Annotated in this window: 15 protein-coding genes and 1 pseudogene; 9 read left to right on the forward strand and 7 right to left on the reverse strand. The window is 62.1% G+C overall.

What is annotated here, in order from left to right; genetic code table 11:
- The first annotated feature begins 11 nt into the window (after window positions 1-11).
- The 3 genes from DOCECA_RS04485 (at window position 12) to DOCECA_RS04495 (ending at window position 3,812) form a co-directional block, all read left to right on the forward strand.
- Complete coding sequence (locus tag DOCECA_RS04485) at window positions 12-419, forward strand: hypothetical protein (protein ID WP_434563034.1); 408 nt, start codon at window positions 12-14, stop codon at window positions 417-419.
- Between the two features lie 151 nt (window positions 420-570).
- Window positions 571-1,446 carry a polyamine aminopropyltransferase gene (gene speE, locus DOCECA_RS04490; protein WP_434563036.1) on the forward strand — a complete coding sequence of 292 codons (876 nt, stop codon included), beginning with the start codon at window positions 571-573 and terminating at the stop codon, window positions 1,444-1,446.
- Window positions 1,447-1,718: 272 nt separating this feature from the next.
- Window positions 1,719-3,812: an LTA synthase family protein gene (locus DOCECA_RS04495; RefSeq protein ID WP_420767891.1), complete on the forward strand. Its 2,094-nt coding sequence runs from the start codon at window positions 1,719-1,721 to the stop codon at window positions 3,810-3,812.
- Between the two features lie 56 nt (window positions 3,813-3,868).
- Here the strand turns inward: DOCECA_RS04495 and DOCECA_RS04500 are convergent, their stop codons facing one another.
- Window positions 3,869-4,021: a DUF3309 family protein gene (locus tag DOCECA_RS04500; protein WP_018606531.1), complete on the reverse strand. Its 153-nt coding sequence runs from the start codon at window positions 4,019-4,021 to the stop codon at window positions 3,869-3,871.
- Window positions 4,022-4,309: 288 nt separating this feature from the next.
- Here DOCECA_RS04500 and DOCECA_RS04505 point away from each other — a divergent pair, with 288 nt between their 5' ends.
- The 3 genes from DOCECA_RS04505 (at window position 4,310) to csrA (ending at window position 5,864) form a co-directional block, all read left to right on the forward strand.
- Window positions 4,310-5,125: an SDR family oxidoreductase gene (locus DOCECA_RS04505; RefSeq protein WP_420767890.1), complete on the forward strand. Its 816-nt coding sequence runs from the start codon at window positions 4,310-4,312 to the stop codon at window positions 5,123-5,125.
- 57 nt (window positions 5,126-5,182) lie between these two features.
- Window positions 5,183-5,515 carry a YnfA family protein gene (locus DOCECA_RS04510; protein ID WP_434563038.1) on the forward strand — a complete coding sequence of 111 codons (333 nt, stop codon included), beginning with the start codon at window positions 5,183-5,185 and terminating at the stop codon, window positions 5,513-5,515.
- 148 nt (window positions 5,516-5,663) lie between these two features.
- On the forward strand, window positions 5,664-5,864 hold the full coding sequence (gene csrA / locus DOCECA_RS04515; RefSeq protein ID WP_420767888.1) for a carbon storage regulator CsrA: 201 nt from the start codon (window positions 5,664-5,666) through the stop codon (window positions 5,862-5,864).
- On the opposite strand, the gene DOCECA_RS04520 is transcribed toward csrA, so the two are convergent.
- From DOCECA_RS04520 to mnmC, 5 genes are all read right to left on the reverse strand, one after another.
- A complete protein-coding gene (locus DOCECA_RS04520) occupies window positions 5,853-6,080 on the reverse strand; it encodes a YheU family protein (RefSeq protein WP_024778700.1) in 228 nt (75 codons plus the stop codon). The two genes, csrA and DOCECA_RS04520, sit on opposite strands and share 12 nt — an antisense overlap.
- A 179-nt stretch (window positions 6,081-6,259) precedes the next feature.
- The gene (locus DOCECA_RS04525; RefSeq protein WP_420767887.1) at window positions 6,260-7,450 is read right to left on the reverse strand and encodes an osmoprotectant NAGGN system M42 family peptidase; all 1,191 of its coding nucleotides are present in this window, start codon (window positions 7,448-7,450) and stop codon (window positions 6,260-6,262) included.
- Window positions 7,451-7,625: 175 nt separating this feature from the next.
- Entirely contained in the window at window positions 7,626-9,371 is a 1,746-nt protein-coding gene (gene ngg / locus DOCECA_RS04530) for an N-acetylglutaminylglutamine synthetase (protein WP_445571506.1), read from the reverse strand.
- Window positions 9,372-9,374: 3 nt separating this feature from the next.
- On the reverse strand, window positions 9,375-11,147 hold the full coding sequence (locus tag DOCECA_RS04535) for an N-acetylglutaminylglutamine amidotransferase (protein WP_434675161.1): 1,773 nt from the start codon (window positions 11,145-11,147) through the stop codon (window positions 9,375-9,377).
- A 286-nt stretch (window positions 11,148-11,433) separates the two neighbouring features.
- Complete coding sequence (gene mnmC / locus DOCECA_RS04540; RefSeq protein ID WP_445571507.1) at window positions 11,434-13,416, reverse strand: bifunctional tRNA (5-methylaminomethyl-2-thiouridine)(34)-methyltransferase MnmD/FAD-dependent 5-carboxymethylaminomethyl-2-thiouridine(34) oxidoreductase MnmC; 1,983 nt, start codon at window positions 13,414-13,416, stop codon at window positions 11,434-11,436.
- 150 nt (window positions 13,417-13,566) lie between these two features.
- Here mnmC and pap point away from each other — a divergent pair, with 150 nt between their 5' ends.
- Both pap and DOCECA_RS04550 read left to right on the forward strand, forming a co-directional pair.
- Window positions 13,567-15,078 (forward strand): polyphosphate:AMP phosphotransferase, encoded by a 1,512-nt coding sequence (gene pap, locus DOCECA_RS04545; protein ID WP_434563044.1) that lies wholly within the window; start codon window positions 13,567-13,569, stop codon window positions 15,076-15,078.
- A 104-nt stretch (window positions 15,079-15,182) separates the two neighbouring features.
- Window positions 15,183-16,367: a thiolase family protein gene (locus DOCECA_RS04550; protein ID WP_434610322.1), complete on the forward strand. Its 1,185-nt coding sequence runs from the start codon at window positions 15,183-15,185 to the stop codon at window positions 16,365-16,367.
- A gap of 148 nt (window positions 16,368-16,515) precedes the next feature.
- Here DOCECA_RS04550 and DOCECA_RS04555 read toward each other — a convergent pair.
- Window positions 16,516-16,710, reverse strand: a pseudogene (locus tag DOCECA_RS04555) (DUF6316 family protein); the annotation flags it as partial.
- 190 nt (window positions 16,711-16,900) lie between these two features.
- On the opposite strand from DOCECA_RS04555, the gene DOCECA_RS04560 reads away from it, so the two are divergent.
- Window positions 16,901-17,863: a DMT family transporter gene (locus DOCECA_RS04560; protein WP_420767914.1), complete on the forward strand. Its 963-nt coding sequence runs from the start codon at window positions 16,901-16,903 to the stop codon at window positions 17,861-17,863.
- Window positions 17,864-18,021 lie beyond the last annotated feature (158 nt).

Below are 18,021 nucleotides of genomic sequence, written 5' to 3' on the forward strand. Positions count from 1 at the left end.
GAACTCGCCCCATGACCGCCATCGCTCGTATCACACTGCTCACGCTCGTCCTGGGCCTGAGCGCTTGTGCGGTCCAGCGTCCGCCCGAACCTTCGGCGCCGCTGCCGCCCATACCGCCGTCGACGCCGACCACCAAGCCAGCACCGTCGACCGCCCCCGGCAAACCGGTGACCCCGAACAAACCGGCCAAGCCAGTGCCGCGTACCTCCGCCAGTTTCGCGCCCCCACCCGGCGGCAACAGCCATTGGGATGCCAAGCTCGGGGTCTATGTGCTGGATGATCAGACCAATACCTTCTACCGCCAGCGCACCTACTATCGCTGGAACAATGGCTGGAGCCGTTCCGTCAGCCCGAACGGGCCGTGGGAAGACACCACCATCGAAGGCGTGCCGGCTGGGCTCGGACGCAAATTCAACTAAAAAACCATGGCGAGGGAGCTTGCTCCCTCGCCACAAAGGCTGCGTTGTGTCGTCAGACAGTTGAAGGTTCGACCTGTCATCCCCAGCGTCGTAGAATGCGCGCCTTTGCGAGCCTCACTGGCCAACCGCGTATTTATCGGAGCACCTGACCATGACGACCACCCCGACCGGCGATTACCTTGAAACCCTCTACGAAGGCTATGGCCAGCGTTTTCGCATGGACAAGCTGCTGCATGAAGTGCGCACCGAGCACCAGCACCTGGTGATTTTCGAAAACCCGCGCATGGGCCGGGTCATGGCCCTGGACGGCGTGATCCAGACCACCGAAGCCGATGAATATATCTACCACGAGATGTTGACCCACGTGCCGATCCTGGCCCATGGCGCGGTCAAGCGCGTGCTGATCATTGGCGGTGGTGACGGCGGCATGCTGCGGGAAGTGACCAAGCATGTGGGCATCGAGCACATCACCATGGTGGAGATCGACGGCACGGTGGTGGACATGTGCAAGGAGTTTTTGCCGAACCATTCCAAGGGCGCCTATGACGACCCGCGCCTGAACCTGGTGATTGACGATGGCATGCGTTTCGTTGCCACGACCCAGGAAAAATTCGACGTCATCATTTCCGACTCCACCGACCCGATCGGTCCGGGCGAAGTACTGTTCTCGGAGAATTTCTACCAGGCATGCCACCGCTGCCTCAATGAAGGCGGGATCCTGGTCACTCAGAACGGCACGCCGTTCATGCAGTTGGGCGAAGTCCAGACCACCGCCGGGCGCTTGCACGGCCTGTTCGCCGACTGGCATTTCTACCAGGCCGCCGTGCCGACCTATATCGGCGGCGCCATGACCTTTGCCTGGGGTTCGACCAACGCCGCTTACCGCAAGCTCTCCCGCGAAACCCTGCGCGAGCGCTTTACCGGCAGCGGTATCGTGACGCGCTACTACAACCCCGAGATTCATATCGGTGCGTTCGCCATGCCGCAATACGTGCTGCAGGCGATCAACAAGCCGAGCAACGACTGACGTCAGCGACAGTCTGCTCCTGTGGCGAGAGAGCAAGCTCCCTCGCCACTAGGCGCTGGCCCTTTTGTGTTGCCAAATATTCAATCAACAAAATTTTCACGAAACCTTGCAGACAATCCCACGCGCTTTTATTGCGGCGGTTATTAATGGCAATGCCATGACCGTTCGTGCAAGATTTGCGCTTTCGCGCAAGCCCCGGCCTTGAATGGCTCAACAGAGGGCGCGCTGTTGTTCCTACTTTCGACCCCACTTCCAATAGGTCCTAAAACGACATGGCAATCCCGGACGCCCTGAGTCAGCAGCGCACCACGCATCGCCTGCTGCAACCGACCGTCAAATCGCACCTGGCCTACACGCTGCTCTGTGCCCTGGTGATGATGATCATGCTCAGCCTGCTGCGCGTGGCGCTGCTGGTCTACAACCGCCAGATGATCCTCGATACCCCAGCCTCGACCTTCGTGGAAGCTTTTATCAACGGGCTGCGTTTCGACTTGCGTCTGGTCGTCTATCTCTGCATTCCGCTGCTGCTGGCATTGTTCAGCGCGCGGGCCATGGCGGCACGTGGGTTCTTTCGTTTCTGGCTGACGGTCACCTCCAGCATCGCGCTGTTCCTGGGCTTGATGGAGATGGACTTCTACCGTGAGTTTCACCAGCGCCTCAACGGCCTGGTCTTCCAGTACGTGAAGGAAGACCCCAAAACCGTGGCGAGCATGCTCTGGTATGGTTTTCCCGTGGTTCGTTACCTGCTGGCCTGGGTGGGCGGCACCATCATCCTGAGCCTGGCGTTCAAGGGCGCCGATCGTGCCACACGGCCGCGTGGGCCTTTCAGTGGCGGCAGCATCGGCACGCGCCAGATCGCGCCGTGGTATGGCCGTGTCGCCGTGTTCCTGGTTTGCCTGCTGGTGGCCGTGGCCGCTGCGCGTGGCACCCTGCGCCAAGGGCCACCGCTGCGTTGGGGTGACGTCTACACCACTGATTCCAACTTCGCCAACCAGTTGGGTCTCAACGGCACGCTGTCGCTGGTGGCAGCGGCGAAGAGCCGGATGTCCGAAGACCGTGACAACATCTGGAAAGCCACTCTTGAGCAGCCGCTGGCGCAGCAGACCGTGCGCGACATGCTGGTGATGGCCGACGACAAGCTGGTGGACGCCGAGACGGCCGCCGTGCGTCGCGACTACACGCCGCCTGCCGACAAGACGCTGCCGATCAAGAACGTCGTCGTGATCCTGATGGAAAGCATGGCCGGTCATTCCGTGGGCGCCCTTGGCGCGCCGGGCAACATCACGCCTTACCTGGACAAGCTGTCCAAGGAGGGCCTGCTGTTCGACCGCTTCTTCTCCAATGGCACGCACACCCACCAGGGTATGTTCGCCACCATGGCCTGCTTCCCGAACCTGCCAGGTTTCGAATACCTGATGCAGACGCCGGAAGGCAGTCACAAGCTGTCGGGCTTGCCGCAGCTGCTCAGCGCCCGTGAATATGACGACGTGTATGTCTATAACGGCGACTTCGCCTGGGACAACCAGTCGGGCTTCTTCAGCAGCCAGGGCATGACCACGTTCATTGGCCGTAACGACTTCGTGAACCCAGTGTTCTCCGATCCGACCTGGGGCGTGTCGGACCAGGACATGTTCGACCGTGGCCTGATCGAGCTCAAGGCACGGGAGAATGGCAAGCCGTTCTATGCGTTGTTGCAAACCCTGTCCAACCACACGCCCTACGCCCTGCCAACGCCGTTGCCGGTGGAGCGCGTGACTGACCGTGGCAGCCTGAACGAACACCTGACCGCCATGCGTTACTCCGATTGGGCGCTGGGCCAGTTCTTCGAGAAGGCCCGCAAAGAGCCTTACTTCAAGGAAACCCTGTTCGTGGTGGTCGGCGACCATGGTTTCGGCAACGAGCGCCAGATCACCGAAATGGACCTGGGCCGCTTCAACGTGCCGATGCTGCTGATCGGACCGGGCGTGCAGGAGAAGTTTGGCCAGCGCAATCACACCGTGGGCACCCAGGTCGATATCGTCCCGACCATCATGGGCCGCCTCGGCGGGGAAGTGCGCAATCAATGTTGGGGCCGTGACCTGCTGAACCTGCCGCAAGGCGATACCGGTTTCGGCGTGATCAAGCCGTCCGGTAGCGAGCAGACCACGGCGATCATTCGCGACGACAAGATCCTGGTGCTGCCAAAAGAGAAAGAAATGGCGCCCAAGATGTATCGCTATGAACTCGGTGCGAACCCGCGGGCAGAAGTCATTCCCGATGCACCGGAAACTGCCGAGATGAAACTCAAGCTTGAATCGTTCCTGCAAACCGCGACAAAGAGTTTGTTGGATAACACCGCCGGCGTTATCGACGGCAAGCCGGACTGATAACCGGTGAATAAAAAAGAGGCCTTGAAGGCCTCTTTTTTTTTGCGCTTGGGGATCTATATCTTGCCAAGTAACAGCAGGATCAACAGCACCACCAATACTACGCCGATGATACCGGACGGGCCGTAACCCCAACTTCTGGAGTGCGGGAAGACCGGAAGGCCACCGATCAGCAGGAGGATCAGGATGATGATAAGTATAGTGCCCATTGTTGATTTCCTTATTGGTCAGTTCTGGAGTGATGAAACTTTCAACTGCCAGCGCGCATGCATTAAATCCGGGCGGCTTATAAACTCCGACCGTAACGTCCTGTAAAAAATTCAAAGTTTTTTGTCGTCGCCATTGCGCGCGGGTTGACGCCATCTCTTGCCAAGGTTTCAAACCCATCAACTGTCATGGTTTGCCCTCGCCATTCAGCAAGATGATGGAACGTGGGTCGGGCCGGCTCCTTCGCTACACTCGGCCCATCTCTCCCGGAACAACAAGGCTGTTTCCCTATGCAAAATCGCATGATGATCACCGGTGCTGGCTCTGGCCTGGGTCGCGAAATCGCGCTGCGCTGGGCCCGCGAAGGCTGGCGCCTGGCCTTGTCTGACGTCAGTGAACCGGGCCTGCAGGAAACCCTCAGGCTGGTTCGCGAAGCGGGCGGCGACGGCTTTGTGCAACGTTGCGACGTGCGTGACTACAGCCAGCTCACCGCGTTTGCCCAGGCTTGCGAAGAAAAACTTGGCGGCATCGACATCATCGTCAACAACGCTGGCGTGGCGTCGGGTGGATTCTTCAGCGAACTGTCCCTCGAGGATTGGGACTGGCAGATCGCGATCAACCTGATGGGGGTGGTCAAGGGCTGCAAGGCGTTCCTGCCACTGCTGGAGAAAAGCCGTGGCAAAATCATCAACATCGCCTCCATGGCGGCCCTGATGCAAGGCCCGGCCATGAGCAACTACAACGTGGCCAAGGCCGGCGTGGTGGCGTTGTCGGAAAGCCTGCTGATCGAACTGGCGCAGCAGGAAATCGGTGTGCACGTGGTCTGCCCGTCGTTCTTCCAGACCAACCTGCTGGACTCGTTCCGCGGGCCGACTCCCGCCATGAAAGCCCAGGTCGGTAAATTGCTGGAGAGCTCGCCGATCAGTGCCGCTGACATCGCCGACTACATCTACCAGCACGTTGCCGAGGGCCAGTTCATGATCCTGCCCCACGAACAGGGGCGCGCGGCCTGGACGTTGAAGCAGAAAAACCCACAGCTGCTCTACGACGAAATGACCGCCATGGCAGACAAAATGCGCGCCAAGGCGCGACAGTCCCCAAGTTGACCTGCCTTCCCGGCATCCATCAGGATGGCGCCTCGTGCCCTCCTGATGGACCGCTCCATGCTCAATTACCTATGGTTTTTCCTTGCCGCGCTCTTTGAAATCGCCGGGTGCTATGCCTTCTGGATGTGGTTGCGCCAGGGCAAGAGCGCCTGGTGGATCGCGCCGGCGTTACTCAGCCTGACATTGTTCGCCCTGTTGCTGACTCGTATCGAAGCCACGTATGCCGGTCGCGCCTATGCCGCCTATGGTGGGATCTATATCGTCGCGTCCATCGGCTGGCTGGCGGTCATCGAGCGCGCGCGGCCGCTGGCTTCCGACTGGATCGGCGTGGCGCTCTGTGTAATGGGGGCGGGAATAATTCTCTTCGGGCCGCGATTCACGGGACCTTGATCGGCTTCGATAAACGTTTTTTGCAGGACATTTCCTTCAGTTACAAGGATCCCGATGTGTAGGGGAATACTGAATTCGCGCCGGTATCTTGTGCATGGAAAACAGGCCGGGCATGGTCAAGGTCCAGACACTCTTAAGGACAAGAACCATGCTCGTATTAAGCCGCGCAGTGGGCGAGTTGATTTCCATCGGCGACAATATTTCCGTGCGCGTGCTGTCGGTCAGCGGCAGCACCGTGCGTTTCGGCGTGGAGGCGCCTCGACACGTCGAAGTGCATCGTTCCGAAATCTACGACAAGATTCAGAGAAAAAAGGCCCAGGCGGCACGCAAGGCCTGTTCAATCGAATAGATGCTTGGGCACGTCGTGCTTGAGCATCAATTGGCATTGTTCGCTTTCCGGATCGAAGACAATCATTGCCTGGCCTTTGGTCAGGGCCTGGCGGACCCGCAGGACGCGGGTTTCCAAAGGCGTGTCGTCGCCATTGTCGGTCCCGTCACGGGTGACGAAATCCTCGATCAGGCGGGTGAGGGTGTCGACTTCGAGTTGGTCGTGGGGGATCAGCATGATAGGGCTCCGCTAAATATTGGGCGGATGCTACGGCGGATGAGCTGTGGCGGCTAGCCCGGGGTTTCTCATGTCTGCTCTGGCTTCATCGCGAGCAAGCTCGCTCCCACAGGGCCTCAGTGCATTGAAGTCTGTCGTGGGAGCGAGCGTGTTCTTGATGGAATAGTGAGCATGTGGGATCAGCTATCGGAACGCTGCCCAATCAGGCTGTCCACAGAAGGCACCCGGGTGTCGCTTTCCATTTGTGCATCGTGTTCGATCTGATGGCTGAAGCGGTCCAGTGAACCCTGGGCCGGTTGCGCATCGCTGGCAAACACCGGCGGGCTGAGGATGTAGGCGCCGAGCAGACGGCTGAGAGCCGCCAGGCTGTCGATGTGGGTGCGTTCGTAGCCATGGGTGGCGTCGCAGCCGAAAGCGAGCAGGGCGGTGCGGATGTCGTGGCCGGCGGTGATCGCGGAATGGGCGTCACTGAAGTAGTAGCGAAACAGGTCACGGCGCGCCGGCAGTTCGTTTTCCTTGGCCAGTTTCAATAAGTGCCGCGACAGATGGTAGTCGTAAGGGCCGCCGGAATCCTGCATCGCCACGCTTACGGCGTGTTCGCTGGAGTGCTGGCCCGGCGCGACCGGTGCGATGTCGATCCCGACGAACTCACTGACGTCCCAGGGCAGCGCGGCGGCCGCGCCGCTGCCGGTCTCCTCGGTGATGGTGAACAGCGGATGGCAATCGATCAGCAGCTCTTCGCCGCTGTCGACGATGGCCTTCAGCGCCGCCAACAACGCGGCGACCCCGGCCTTGTCATCCAGGTGACGGGCGCTGATATGGCCGCTTTCGGTGAATTCGGGCAAGGGATCGAAGGCCACGTAGTCGCCGATGCCCACGCCCAGGGTCTCGCAATCGGCGCGGGTGGCGCAGTAGGCATCCAGGCGCAGTTCGATGTGGTCCCAACTGATGGGCATTTCATCCACGGCGGTATTGAACGCGTGACCGGACGCCATCAACGGCAGGACGCTGCCGCGAATCACGCCCGTATCGGTAAACAGGCTGACCCGGCTGCCCTCGGCAAACCGGCTCGACCAGCAACCCACGGGCGCCAGTGTCAGGCGACCGTTGTCCTTGATGGCCCGGACCGAGGCGCCAATGGTGTCCAGGTGCGCCGAGACCGCGCGGTCGGGGCTGCTTTTGCGGCCCTTGAGGGTGGCGCGAATGGTACCGCGCCGGGTCATTTCGAAAGGAATGCCCAGCTCTTCGAGGCGCTCGGCGACGTAACGGACAATGGTGTCGGTGAAACCGGTAGGGCTGGGAATGGCGAGCATTTCCAGCAAGACTTTCTGCAGGTATTCGAGATTCGGTTCGGGAATCTTACTGATCATGGAAACTCCTCGCGAAATATTGGAACGAGAGACCCGTGGCGAGGGAGCTTGCTCCCGCTCGACTGCGAAGCAGTCGCCTTGAGCTCAAATCGGAGCACTAAGTGAGTCAGCAGGGCCGCCTCGCGCTGGTGGCCGGCCCGGCCCAGCGGGAGCAAGCTCCCTCGCCACAGAAATCTCAGACCACCGCTTGGCTATGGGGAAACAACAAGTCCACAAAACGCTCTGCGGTGGGTTGCGGTTCGTGATTGGCCAGCCCGGCGCGTTCGTTGGCTTCGATGAACACGTATTCCGGTTGATCAGCCGCCGGGACGAGCATGTCCAGGCCGACCATCGGGATGTCCAGGGCCCGTGCTGCACGAACCGCCGCATCGGCCAGGGTCGGATGGAGGATGGCGGTCACGTCCTCCAGGACGCCACCGGTATGCAGGTTCGCCGTGCGCCGTACGAACAGATGCTCACCCTTGGGCAGCACGCTATCGTAGGCATAACCGGCCGCGCTCAAGGTGCGCTCGGTTTCGGCATCCATCGGGATCTTGCTCTCACCGCCGGTAGCGGCCTGGCGCCGTCGGCTCTGGGCTTCGATGAGCGCGCCGATGGTGTGCTGCCCGTCGCCGATTACCTCGGCCGGGCGACGGATTGCCGCGGCCACCACTTCAAAACCGATCACGAGGATTCGCAAGTCCAACCCTTCGTGGAAGCTTTCTAGCAATACCCGGCTGTCAAACCGCCGGGCAGCTTCGATGGCGGCCTGTACTTCTTCGATCGTGCGCAGGTCCACCGCCACGCCTTGGCCCTGTTCGCCGTCCAACGGCTTCACGACCACCCGTTCATGCTCATCGAGAAACGCCAGGTTGTCGTCGGCATTGCCCGCCAGCTGTTGGGCCGGCAGGTTCAGGCCAGCGTTTTTCAGCACTTTGTGGGTCAGGCTCTTGTTCTGGCACAGCGTCATGCTGATTGCGCTGGTCAGGTCGCTCAGCGATTCCCGGCAGCGAATCCGGCGGCTGCCGTGCATCAGGGTGAACAGGCCGGCCTCGGCGTCGTCCACTTGCACTTCGATGCCGCGACGATGCGCTTCCTCGACGATGATCCGCGCATAGGGGTTGAATTGCGCCTCGGGGCCGGGCCCAAGGAACAACGGCTGGTTGATGCCATTCTTGCGCTTGATGGCGAAGGTCTGGAGGCTGCGGAAACCGAGTTTGGCATAGAGGTTTTTCGCCATCCGATTATCGTGCAGTACCGACAGGTCGAGGTAGCTCAAGCCCCGGCTCATGAAATGCTCGATGAGGTGGCGCACCAGCACCTCGCCAACGCCGGGGCGTGAACACTGTGGGTCCACCGCCAGGCACCAGAGACTGCTGCCGTTTTCTGGATCGTTGAAGGCTTTCTGGTGATTGAGGCCCATGACGCTGCCAATCACCGCGCCGGTGTCGTCGTCCTCGGCCAGCCAGTAGACCGGGCCACCTTGATGGCGCGGTGTCAATCGCTCCGGGTCGATGGGCAGCATGCCGCGAGCCTGGTACAGCTGGTTGATGGCCTGCCAGTCGCTGTCGTTCTGGGCGCGGCGGATCCGGAAACCGCGGAATACTCGCGTGGCTTGTCGGTAATCGCTGAACCACAGGCGCAGGGTGTCGGACGGATCGAGAAACAGGTGCGCCGGCTCCAGCCCCAGCACTTGCTGGGGCGCGGCGACGTACAGGGCGATGTCCCGTTCGCCGGGTTGTTCGTTGAGCAGTTCCTGGGCCAGGGTCGCCGGGTCCGGGAACGTATGGCCGATCAGCAGCCGGCCCCAGCCGCAATGCACGGCGATGGGGGCGGCATTGAGTTCGCTGCCGTCTTCGGCCAGGCGTGCCTGCAAGCGTTCGTAGGACGGCGGTTGGCCGCGCAAGAGTCGTTGGTTGTGGAGGGTGGAATGGGGTTTCATCGGTCAGATTCCTTGCTCGCTGAGCCACAGGTTCAGCGCTGCCAATTGCCACAGCCGCGAACCGCGCAACGGCGTCAGTTGGCCGTTGGGGTCGGTCAGCAGGCGATCAAGCATGGTCGGGTTGAACAGGCCGCGATCCTGGCTCGGATCCAGCAGCAGTTCACGGACCCAGGCCAGGGTGTTGCCTTCAAGGTGCTTGAGGCCCGGCACCGGGAAATAGCCTTTCTTGCGGTCGATGACCTCGCTCGGGATCACCCGGCGTGCCGCTTCCTTGAGCACGTGCTTGCCGCCCTCGGGGAGCTTGAATTTGGCCGGCACCCGAGCGGAAAGCTCCACCAGACGGTAGTCGAGGAACGGTGTGCGTGCTTCCAGGCCCCAGGCCATGGTCATGTTGTCGACGCGCTTGACCGGGTCGTCCACCAGCATCACCGTGCTGTCCAGGCGCAAGGCCTTGTCGACGGCGGCATCGGCGCCCGGCTGGTCGAAGTGCTCCTTGACGAAGTCTCCGGCGGCATCGTTGGCCGTCAGCCATTTGGGTTGAACGGTGGCGGCATACTCCTCGTAAGTGCGGTCGAAGAACGCCGCGCGATAGGCCGCATACGGGTCGCTGGCGCCATCCACTTGCGGATACCAATGGTAACCGGCGAACAACTCATCGGCGCCCTGGCCGCTCTGAACCACTTTGCAGTGCTTGGCCACTTCCCGCGAGAGCAGGTAGAAGGCGATGCAGTCGTGGCTCACCATCGGTTCACTCATGGCGCGGAACGCGGCGGGCAACTGTTCAATGATTTCTTTTTCGTCGATGCGCAACTGATGGTGGCGGGTGCCGTAGTGCTTGGCGATCAGGTCTGAATATTGAAACTCGTCGCCGCGCTCACCGCCGGCGTCCTGGAAGCCGATGGAGAAGGTGGACAGGTCGTCAACGCCGACTTCGCGCAGCAGGCCCACGAGCATGCTCGAGTCCACGCCGCCCGACAGCAGCACGCCGACATCGACGGCGGCGCGCTGGCGGATGGCGACCGCTTCGCGGGTGCTGTCCAATACACGCTCGATCCAGTCTTCCAGGTTGAGGTTCTGCTCGTCGGGCCGGGGACCGTAGGGCAGCGTCCACCAGGTTTTCTGCTCAGTGCTGCCATCCGCCTCGACACGCATCCAAGTGGCCGGGGGCAACTTCTCGATACCAGCCAGCAAGGTGCGAGGCGCCGGGACGACCGCGTGGAAATTGAGGTAGTGATTCAGCGCGACCGGGTCGAGCACCGGGTTGATGTCGCCGCCCTTGAGCAATGCTGGCAATGCCGAGGCGAAGCGCAGGCGCTGGCCGGTGCGAGACAGGTACAGCGGCTTCACGCCGAGACGGTCACGGGCGATGAACAGCCGCTTGGCGTCGCGCTCCCAGATGGCGAAGGCGAACATGCCGTTGAGCTTGGGCAGCAGAGCTTCGCCCCAGGCGTGATAGCCCTTGAGCAGCACTTCGGTGTCACCGCCCGAATGAAAGGCGTAGCCCAGGCCTTCGAGTTCGGCCCGTAATTCCGGGTAGTTGTAGATCGCGCCGTTGAACGCCAGTGACAGGCCCAGTTGATTGTCGATCATCGGCTGGGCCGAGCCGTCGGACAGGTCCATGATTTTCAGGCGTCGATGGCCGAGGGCAATTGGGCCCTGGCTATGAAAGCCCCACGCGTCGGGGCCGCGAGGGGCCAAGTGATGGGTGATGCGCTCTACGGCCGCAAGGTCCGCAGGGTGTTGATCGAAACGTAACTCACCAGCTAATCCGCACATAAGTCCTTACCGGTTTTTCCGTTGGGGAGGGGTCAAGCCATACACGCCAAAAGGGCGGGTACTCTGAAACTGACCGGAGGGATGGCTGTGAGTTTTATATCGATGCGTTATAAGCCGACGGATGGAGGCTGTGGGTCTTGCGACATTTGTCCAGGAAAAACTAGACCTTGTGGGAGCGAGCCTGCTCGCGAAGGCGGTGGTTCAGTCAACTTCTAAGCCGGTTGAACCACCGCTTTCGCGAGCAGGCTCGCTCCCACAGGAGAATGTGGCGAATCGTCAAAGTCCGTCAGGCCTTGCCCCGAATCAACGCCCGTAACGCAAATCGGTTGGGATGACAGGCCTCGGCCACGCTTCGCGGCAGGGGCAGCGGTTCGTTCTCCAGCCACGCGGCGATCAGCTCGCCCGACAGCGGCGCGGTGATCAGGCCTCGGGAGCCGTGGCCGCTGTTGACGTACAGGCCGTCGAGCCAGGGGCAGGGGGCGTCGGGCACTTGACGGGCGTCCTTGGCCAGAACCGAATACGCCTCGATGAAGGCAGAGTGATCGGCCAGTGGCCCGACGATTGGCAGGTAGTCCGGGCTGGTACAGCGAAACGCCGCGCGGCCTTCCAGTTGCGCTGGGTCCAGCGCTTTGGCGTTGAGCCGGTCTACCAGGTCCAAGGAAATATCTTCGAGCATCTTAAGGTTGCCGGCATGCTCGGCGGCGGTGGGGGTCAGGTCGTCGCTGTGAAAATCGAAACTGGCGCCCAACGTGTGCTCGCCCATTCGCGGCGGCGCCACGTAGCCTTCGGCACAGACCACCGTTGCCAGGCGCTGGCTGCGGGTGGTTTGCGGCAGGCGAGTGATCTGCCCGCGAATGCGCTTGAGGGGCAGTTCGGCGGCAGGCTCGAAACGTTTGATCTCGGCCGCGCTGGCGAGGATCGCCACCGGTGCGCTGGCCACGCAACGTTCGCCGTCCCAGGCCTGCCATTGGCCGTCGACACGGCGCAGTTCCAACACTTCATGGTGTGGCTGCAAGGTAATCGCAGGGTTCGAAGCCTGCCAGCGACACAGCGCTGGCGGATGCACCCAGCCGCCCTCGGGGTAAAACAGGCCCCCGCTGGGCAAACCAATGCCGGCATGCGCCTCGGCCTCGTCGCGATCAAGCGCCTTCAACAGACTGGCCGCAAAGGCCTCGGCCAAGCGCGCCTGGCGCTCGGCTTCCTTGGCATCGAAGGCCAATTGCAGGACACCGCAGCCGTCCCAGTCGAGGCTGCGCTGCAGGTGTTCGAGCACGCGCCGCGTGTAGCCGAAACCGCTGAGGATCATCTGCGACAGCGCCGTGCCGTGGGCCGACAGCTTGAGGTACAGCACGCCCTGGGGATTACCGGACGCTTCCTCGGCCAACCCAGCGTGACGCTCCAGCAAGGTCACGTGCCAGCCACGGGCCGCGAGGCTGGCCGCGCTGGCGCAACCGGCCAGTCCGCCGCCGATGACCAAGGCCCGCCGCTCGCCGGTATGCGGCGCGGGCCGGGCGTACCAGGGCTTGATCGGCGCGGGTGACGGCGTCTGCTCCGGCCAACCGAGGAACACGCCGCGAAGAATCTCCCATTTATGGCCGATGCCTGGCGTGCGCTTCATCTTGAAACCCGCCGCGTTCAACCGGCGCCGCACCCAGCCGGTGCTGGTGAAGGTGCTGAGGGTAGCCCCCGGCGCGGCCAGTCGCGCCAGCTCGGCGAACAGCTCGGCGCTCCACATCTCGGGGTTTTTCGCCGGGGCGAAACCGTCGAGGAACCAGGCGTCGATCCGCCCATCCAGTTGCGGCAATTGCTCCAGGGCATCGCCAATCAACAACGTCAGGGTGACCCGGCCGCTCGCCAGGGTCAGGCGCTGGAAACCTGGGTGGATCGCCACGTACTGCCCGAGCAATTGATCGGCCTGGACTTTGAGCGCGGGCCATAAGGCCAGGGCCCGGCGCAGGTCCTCGGGGCTCAGGGGAAACTTCTCGACGCTGACAAAGTGCAGCCGCGCCCCGGCCGGTGCGCATTGCTCGAACAACTGCCAGGCGCAAAGGAAATTCAACCCGGTACCAAACCCGGTTTCACCGATCACCAGCCGCCCACCCTCCGCCAGCCCGGCGAAACGCTCGGCGAGGTTGTTCTGTTGCAAGAACACGTAGCGGGTTTCTTCCAGGCCCGACTGGTCGGAGAAATAGACATCGTTGAACACCCGGGAGCGGGGGCGACCCTGGTCGTCCCAGTCGAGTTGGGCGTGGTGTTGAATGGGCGTCATGACGGGCTCGGCGAAAATGAAGGCGCCATTCTAGCCGATCGGCAAGGCGTTGCTTGATCCAAGGCAAGGGGGCCCGCATCCGGAAGGAATCTGCTGCGCAGGCGCGCATCCAATCCGCTAGTCTTGCCCCATTCCTTGAAGGAGCTGCCCATGTTCGAGTCCGCCGAAATCGGTCACGTCGTTGATAAAGAAACCTATGAGGCTGAAGTCCCGGCACTGCGCGAAGCGTTGCTCGAAGCGCAATACGAGCTGCACCAGCAGGGGCGTTTCCCGGTCATCGTACTGATCAACGGCATCGAAGGCGCGGGCAAGGGCGAGACGGTGAAGTTGCTCAACGAGTGGATGGATCCGCGATTGATCGAGGTCCGCACCTTCGACCAGCAGACTGACGAGGAGCTGGCGCGGCCGCCGGCCTGGCGCTATTGGCGGATGCTGCCGGCCAAGGGGCGCATGGGGATTTTTTTCGGTAACTGGTACAGCCAGATGCTGCAAGGGCGGGTCCACGGCGAGTTCAAGGACCCGCGGCTCGACCAGGGGATCAACGGTGCCGAACGCCTGGAGAAAATGCTCTGCGATGAGGGCGCGCTGATCTTCAAGTTCTGGTTTCACCTATCCAAGAAACAGATGAAGGCCCGCCTCAAAAGCCTCAAGGACGATCCGCTGCACAGCTGGCGCATCAGCCCGCTGGACTGGCAGCAGTCGAAGACCTACGACAAGTTCGTCAAGTACGGCGAGCGCGTGCTGCGCCGCACCAGTCGCGATTACGCGCCGTGGCATGTGATCGAAGGGGTGGATGCCTGTTACCGCAGCCTTGCGGTCGGACGCATCTTGCTCGAAGGCTTGCGCCAGGCCTTGGATCGGCCGAAGGTCAAGGCGGCCAAGGTCAACGTGGCGCCGTTGCCAGCGCTGGATGACCAGGTGACCTTGATCGATAGCCTGGACATGACGCTACGTCTGGACAAGGCCGACTACGAAGAACAGTTGATCACCGAGCAGGCCCGCTTCGCCGGCCTGCTGCGCGACAAGCGCATGCGCCGGCATGCCCTGGTGGCCGTGTTCGAAGGCAACGACGCGGCGGGCAAGGGCGGTGCCATCCGCCGGGTCGCGGCGGCGCTCGATCCGCGCCAGTACAGCATCGTGCCGATTGCCGCGCCCACTGAGGAAGAACGTGCCCACCCCTACATGTGGCGGTTCTGGCGACATATTCCGGCCCGGGGCAAGTTCACCATGTTCGATCGCTCCTGGTACGGCCGGGTGCTGGTGGAGCGGGTCGAAGGCTTTTGCAGCCGCGCCGACTGGCTGCGGGCCTACGGCGAAATCAATGATTTCGAGGAACAGCTGGCCGATGCCGGCGTGGTGGTGGTGAAGTTCTGGCTGGCGATCGACAAGGAAACGCAGCTGGAGCGCTTCCAGGAGCGGGAGGAAATCCCCTTCAAGCGCTTCAAGATCACCGAGGACGACTGGCGCAACCGGGACAAGTGGGACGCCTATCGCTCGGCGGTCTGCGACATGGTCGATCGCACCAGCACCGAGATCGCGCCCTGGACGCTGGTGGAGGCCAATGACAAGCGCTGGGCCCGGGTCAAGGTGTTGCGCACGCTCAATGACGCGCTGGAGGCCGCGTTCGAGCGTTCCGCCAGGCAAGCGCGGAAAAAGAGCTAGCACGATGGGCACGCATACGCGGGGTGAATGATTGTCGCGTTCGGTTATGCGGTGGATTTATCCTCGAATCCACTCTTAACCGATAACAACAATGAGGTGCCGCCATGCGTGAAGTGGTGATCGTCGACAGCGTACGGACCGGATTGGCCAAGTCCTTTCGCGGCAAGTTCAACATGACCCGTCCGGACGACATGGCGGCGCATTGCGTCAATGCGTTGCTGGCGCGTAACGACATCGACCCGGCCAGTGTCGAGGATTGCATCGTCGGCGCCGGTTCCAACGAAGGCGCCCAAGGCTTCAACATCGGGCGTAACGTGGCGGTGCTCTCGCAACTGGGCATCGGCACCGCCGGGATGACCCTCAACCGTTTCTGCTCCTCGGGCCTGCAAGCCATCGCGATTGCCGCCAACCAGATCGCCTCGGGTTGCAGCGAGATCATCGTCGCCGGCGGCGTCGAATCCATCAGCCTGACGATGAAGAGCGTCAACACCGACAACTTGATCAACCCATTACTCAAGGAGCAAGTGCCGGGGATCTACTTTCCCATGGGTCAGACTGCCGAGGTCGTCGCGCGCCGTTATCAGGTGAGCCGCGAGGAGCAGGACCGCTACGCCTTGCAGAGCCAGCAGCGCACGGCCCGGGCCCAGGCCGAAGGGCTATTCAACGATGAAATCGTGCCGATGACGGTCAAGTACCGGGTCGAGGACAAGAACACCGGCGCGGTTCAGATTCTGGACGGTGTGGTTGACCGCGATGACTGCAACCGCCCCGATACCACCTACGAAAGCCTGGCCGGCTTGAAGCCGGTGTTTGCCGAGGACGGTTCGGTGACGGCGGGCAACTCTTCCCAACTGTCCGATGGCGCCTCGATGACGCTGGTGATGAGCCTGGAAAAAGCGCTGGCCCTGGGGCTCAAACCCAAGGCGTTTTTCCGCGGCTTTACCGTCGCCGGTTGCGAGCCGGACGAGATGGGCATCGGCCCGGTGTTCTCGGTGCCCAGGTTGCTCAAGGCCAAGGGGCTACAGATTGGCGACATCGACCTGTGGGAGCTCAACGAAGCGTTTGCCTCCCAATGCCTCTACAGTCGCAACCGGTTGGAAATCGATAACGAGAAATACAACGTCAACGGCGGCTCGATTTCCATCGGTCACCCGTTCGGCATGACCGGCTCGCGGCAAGTGGGGCATCTGGTGCGGGAGTTGCAACGGCGCAACCTGCGCTATGGCGTCGTGACCATGTGCGTGGGCGGCGGGATGGGGGCGACGGGGTTGTTCGAGGCGGTGCGATAAGCGCCGCCTCAGGAGCTTCGTGGCGAGGGCGCTTGCTCCCACTCGGCTGCGAAGCAGTTGCCCCTTTTTACTGGGTATGAACCATAGAAGGGCCGCTTTGCGGCCCAGCGGGAGCAAGCTCCCTCGCCACGGGAGCTGCAAACTGTTCAGCCACCTTGGGCAACTTCTGCATCCGTTGGATGTATGCCGCAATCTCCTGCTCCGCCGCCTCACGAGTTTCGAACGGACCTTCCTGGGTGCCTTCGCGCGTATTGTAATAAAATTCGCCATTCACCCGGCAGATCCGGTCACTGCGGAATACTGTCTTGGGGGCGTCTGTATCGTTTGCGCGCGTTCCTGGCATTTCGGGTCTCCATGGGGGCTGCGTGGTTGTCTCAATTGAGCATATGTGGTGTCGCAGGTTTGCGCCTGTCCAGCCGATCGACGGCTAGCGACCCGTACAATTGCGTCGGCGCCAAATGCCCGATTGTGCCTGTGCCACCGATCGATCCGAGCCTAGAATGGGCGTTCATATCGAGGGCTTCGAGGGTTGCATGCACATATCGTCCGGTCGCTGGGTCTACGGGCTTCTTCTGGCTTTGTTGACCGCCCTGTTGTGGGGAATCCTGCCGATCAAGCTCAAGCAAGTGCTGCAAGTGATGGATCCGGTGACGGTGACCTGGTTTCGGCTGACGGTGTCCGGCGGGTTGCTCTTCGTTTACCTGGCGGCGACACGGCGCCTGCCCAGCCGCAAGGTGCTTGGCCCGCGTGGCGGCTGGCTGGTGGTGATGGCGGTGTTGGGGCTGGTGGGTAACTACGTCCTGTACCTGATGGGCCTGAACCGCCTGAGTCCCGGTACGGCGCAACTGGTGGTGCAGATGGGGCCGATCATGCTGCTGGTCGCCAGTCTGTTTGTATTCAAGGAGCGTTTCAGCGTGGGGCAGGGCATTGGCCTGCTGGTGTTGCTGATTGGTTTTGCGCTGTTCTTCAACCAGCGTCTCACCGAGTTGCTGACGTCGTTGAGCGACTACACCGCCGGGGTCTTGCTGGTGCTGTCTGCGTCGACGGTCTGGACGTTTTATGCCCTGGGCCAGAAGCAACTGCTGACGGTCTGGAATTCATTGCAAGTGATGATGGTGATCTACCTGTTCTGCGCGTTGTTGCTCACGCCTTGGGTTCATCCGCTGGAGGCGTTGCAACTGACCCCATTGCAGGGCTGGCTGTTGCTCGCCTGCTGCCTCAACACGTTGATTGCTTATGGTGCGTTTGCCGAGGCGCTGGCCCATTGGGAAGCCTCGCGGGTCAGCGCGACCCTGGCGATCACGCCGCTGGTGACGTTCGCCGCCGTGGCGATGGCCGCCTGGTGGTGGCCCGAGTATGTCCATGCCGAACAGATCAACGTTTTGGGGTATGGCGGGGCGGTGTTGGTCGTGCTGGGATCCGCGCTGGTGGCGTTGGGACCATCGCTCATCGCCGGGCTCAGGGCCCGGCGCGAGCGTTTGGCGGTGGGTCGCTAGATCGCTGAGGGAGCGTAGGTGGGTGTCATGTATGGTGATGTCGAGCCTGCTGGCGCCATCGCGAGCAGGCTCGCTCCCACAGGGGTTCGTCTGTGGACCCGACATCACGGCCCACACAGGCCCCTGAGGAAGCGAGCCTGCTCGCGATGGCGGCCTTC

This window comes from Pseudomonas sp. E102 (assembly GCF_052660185.1).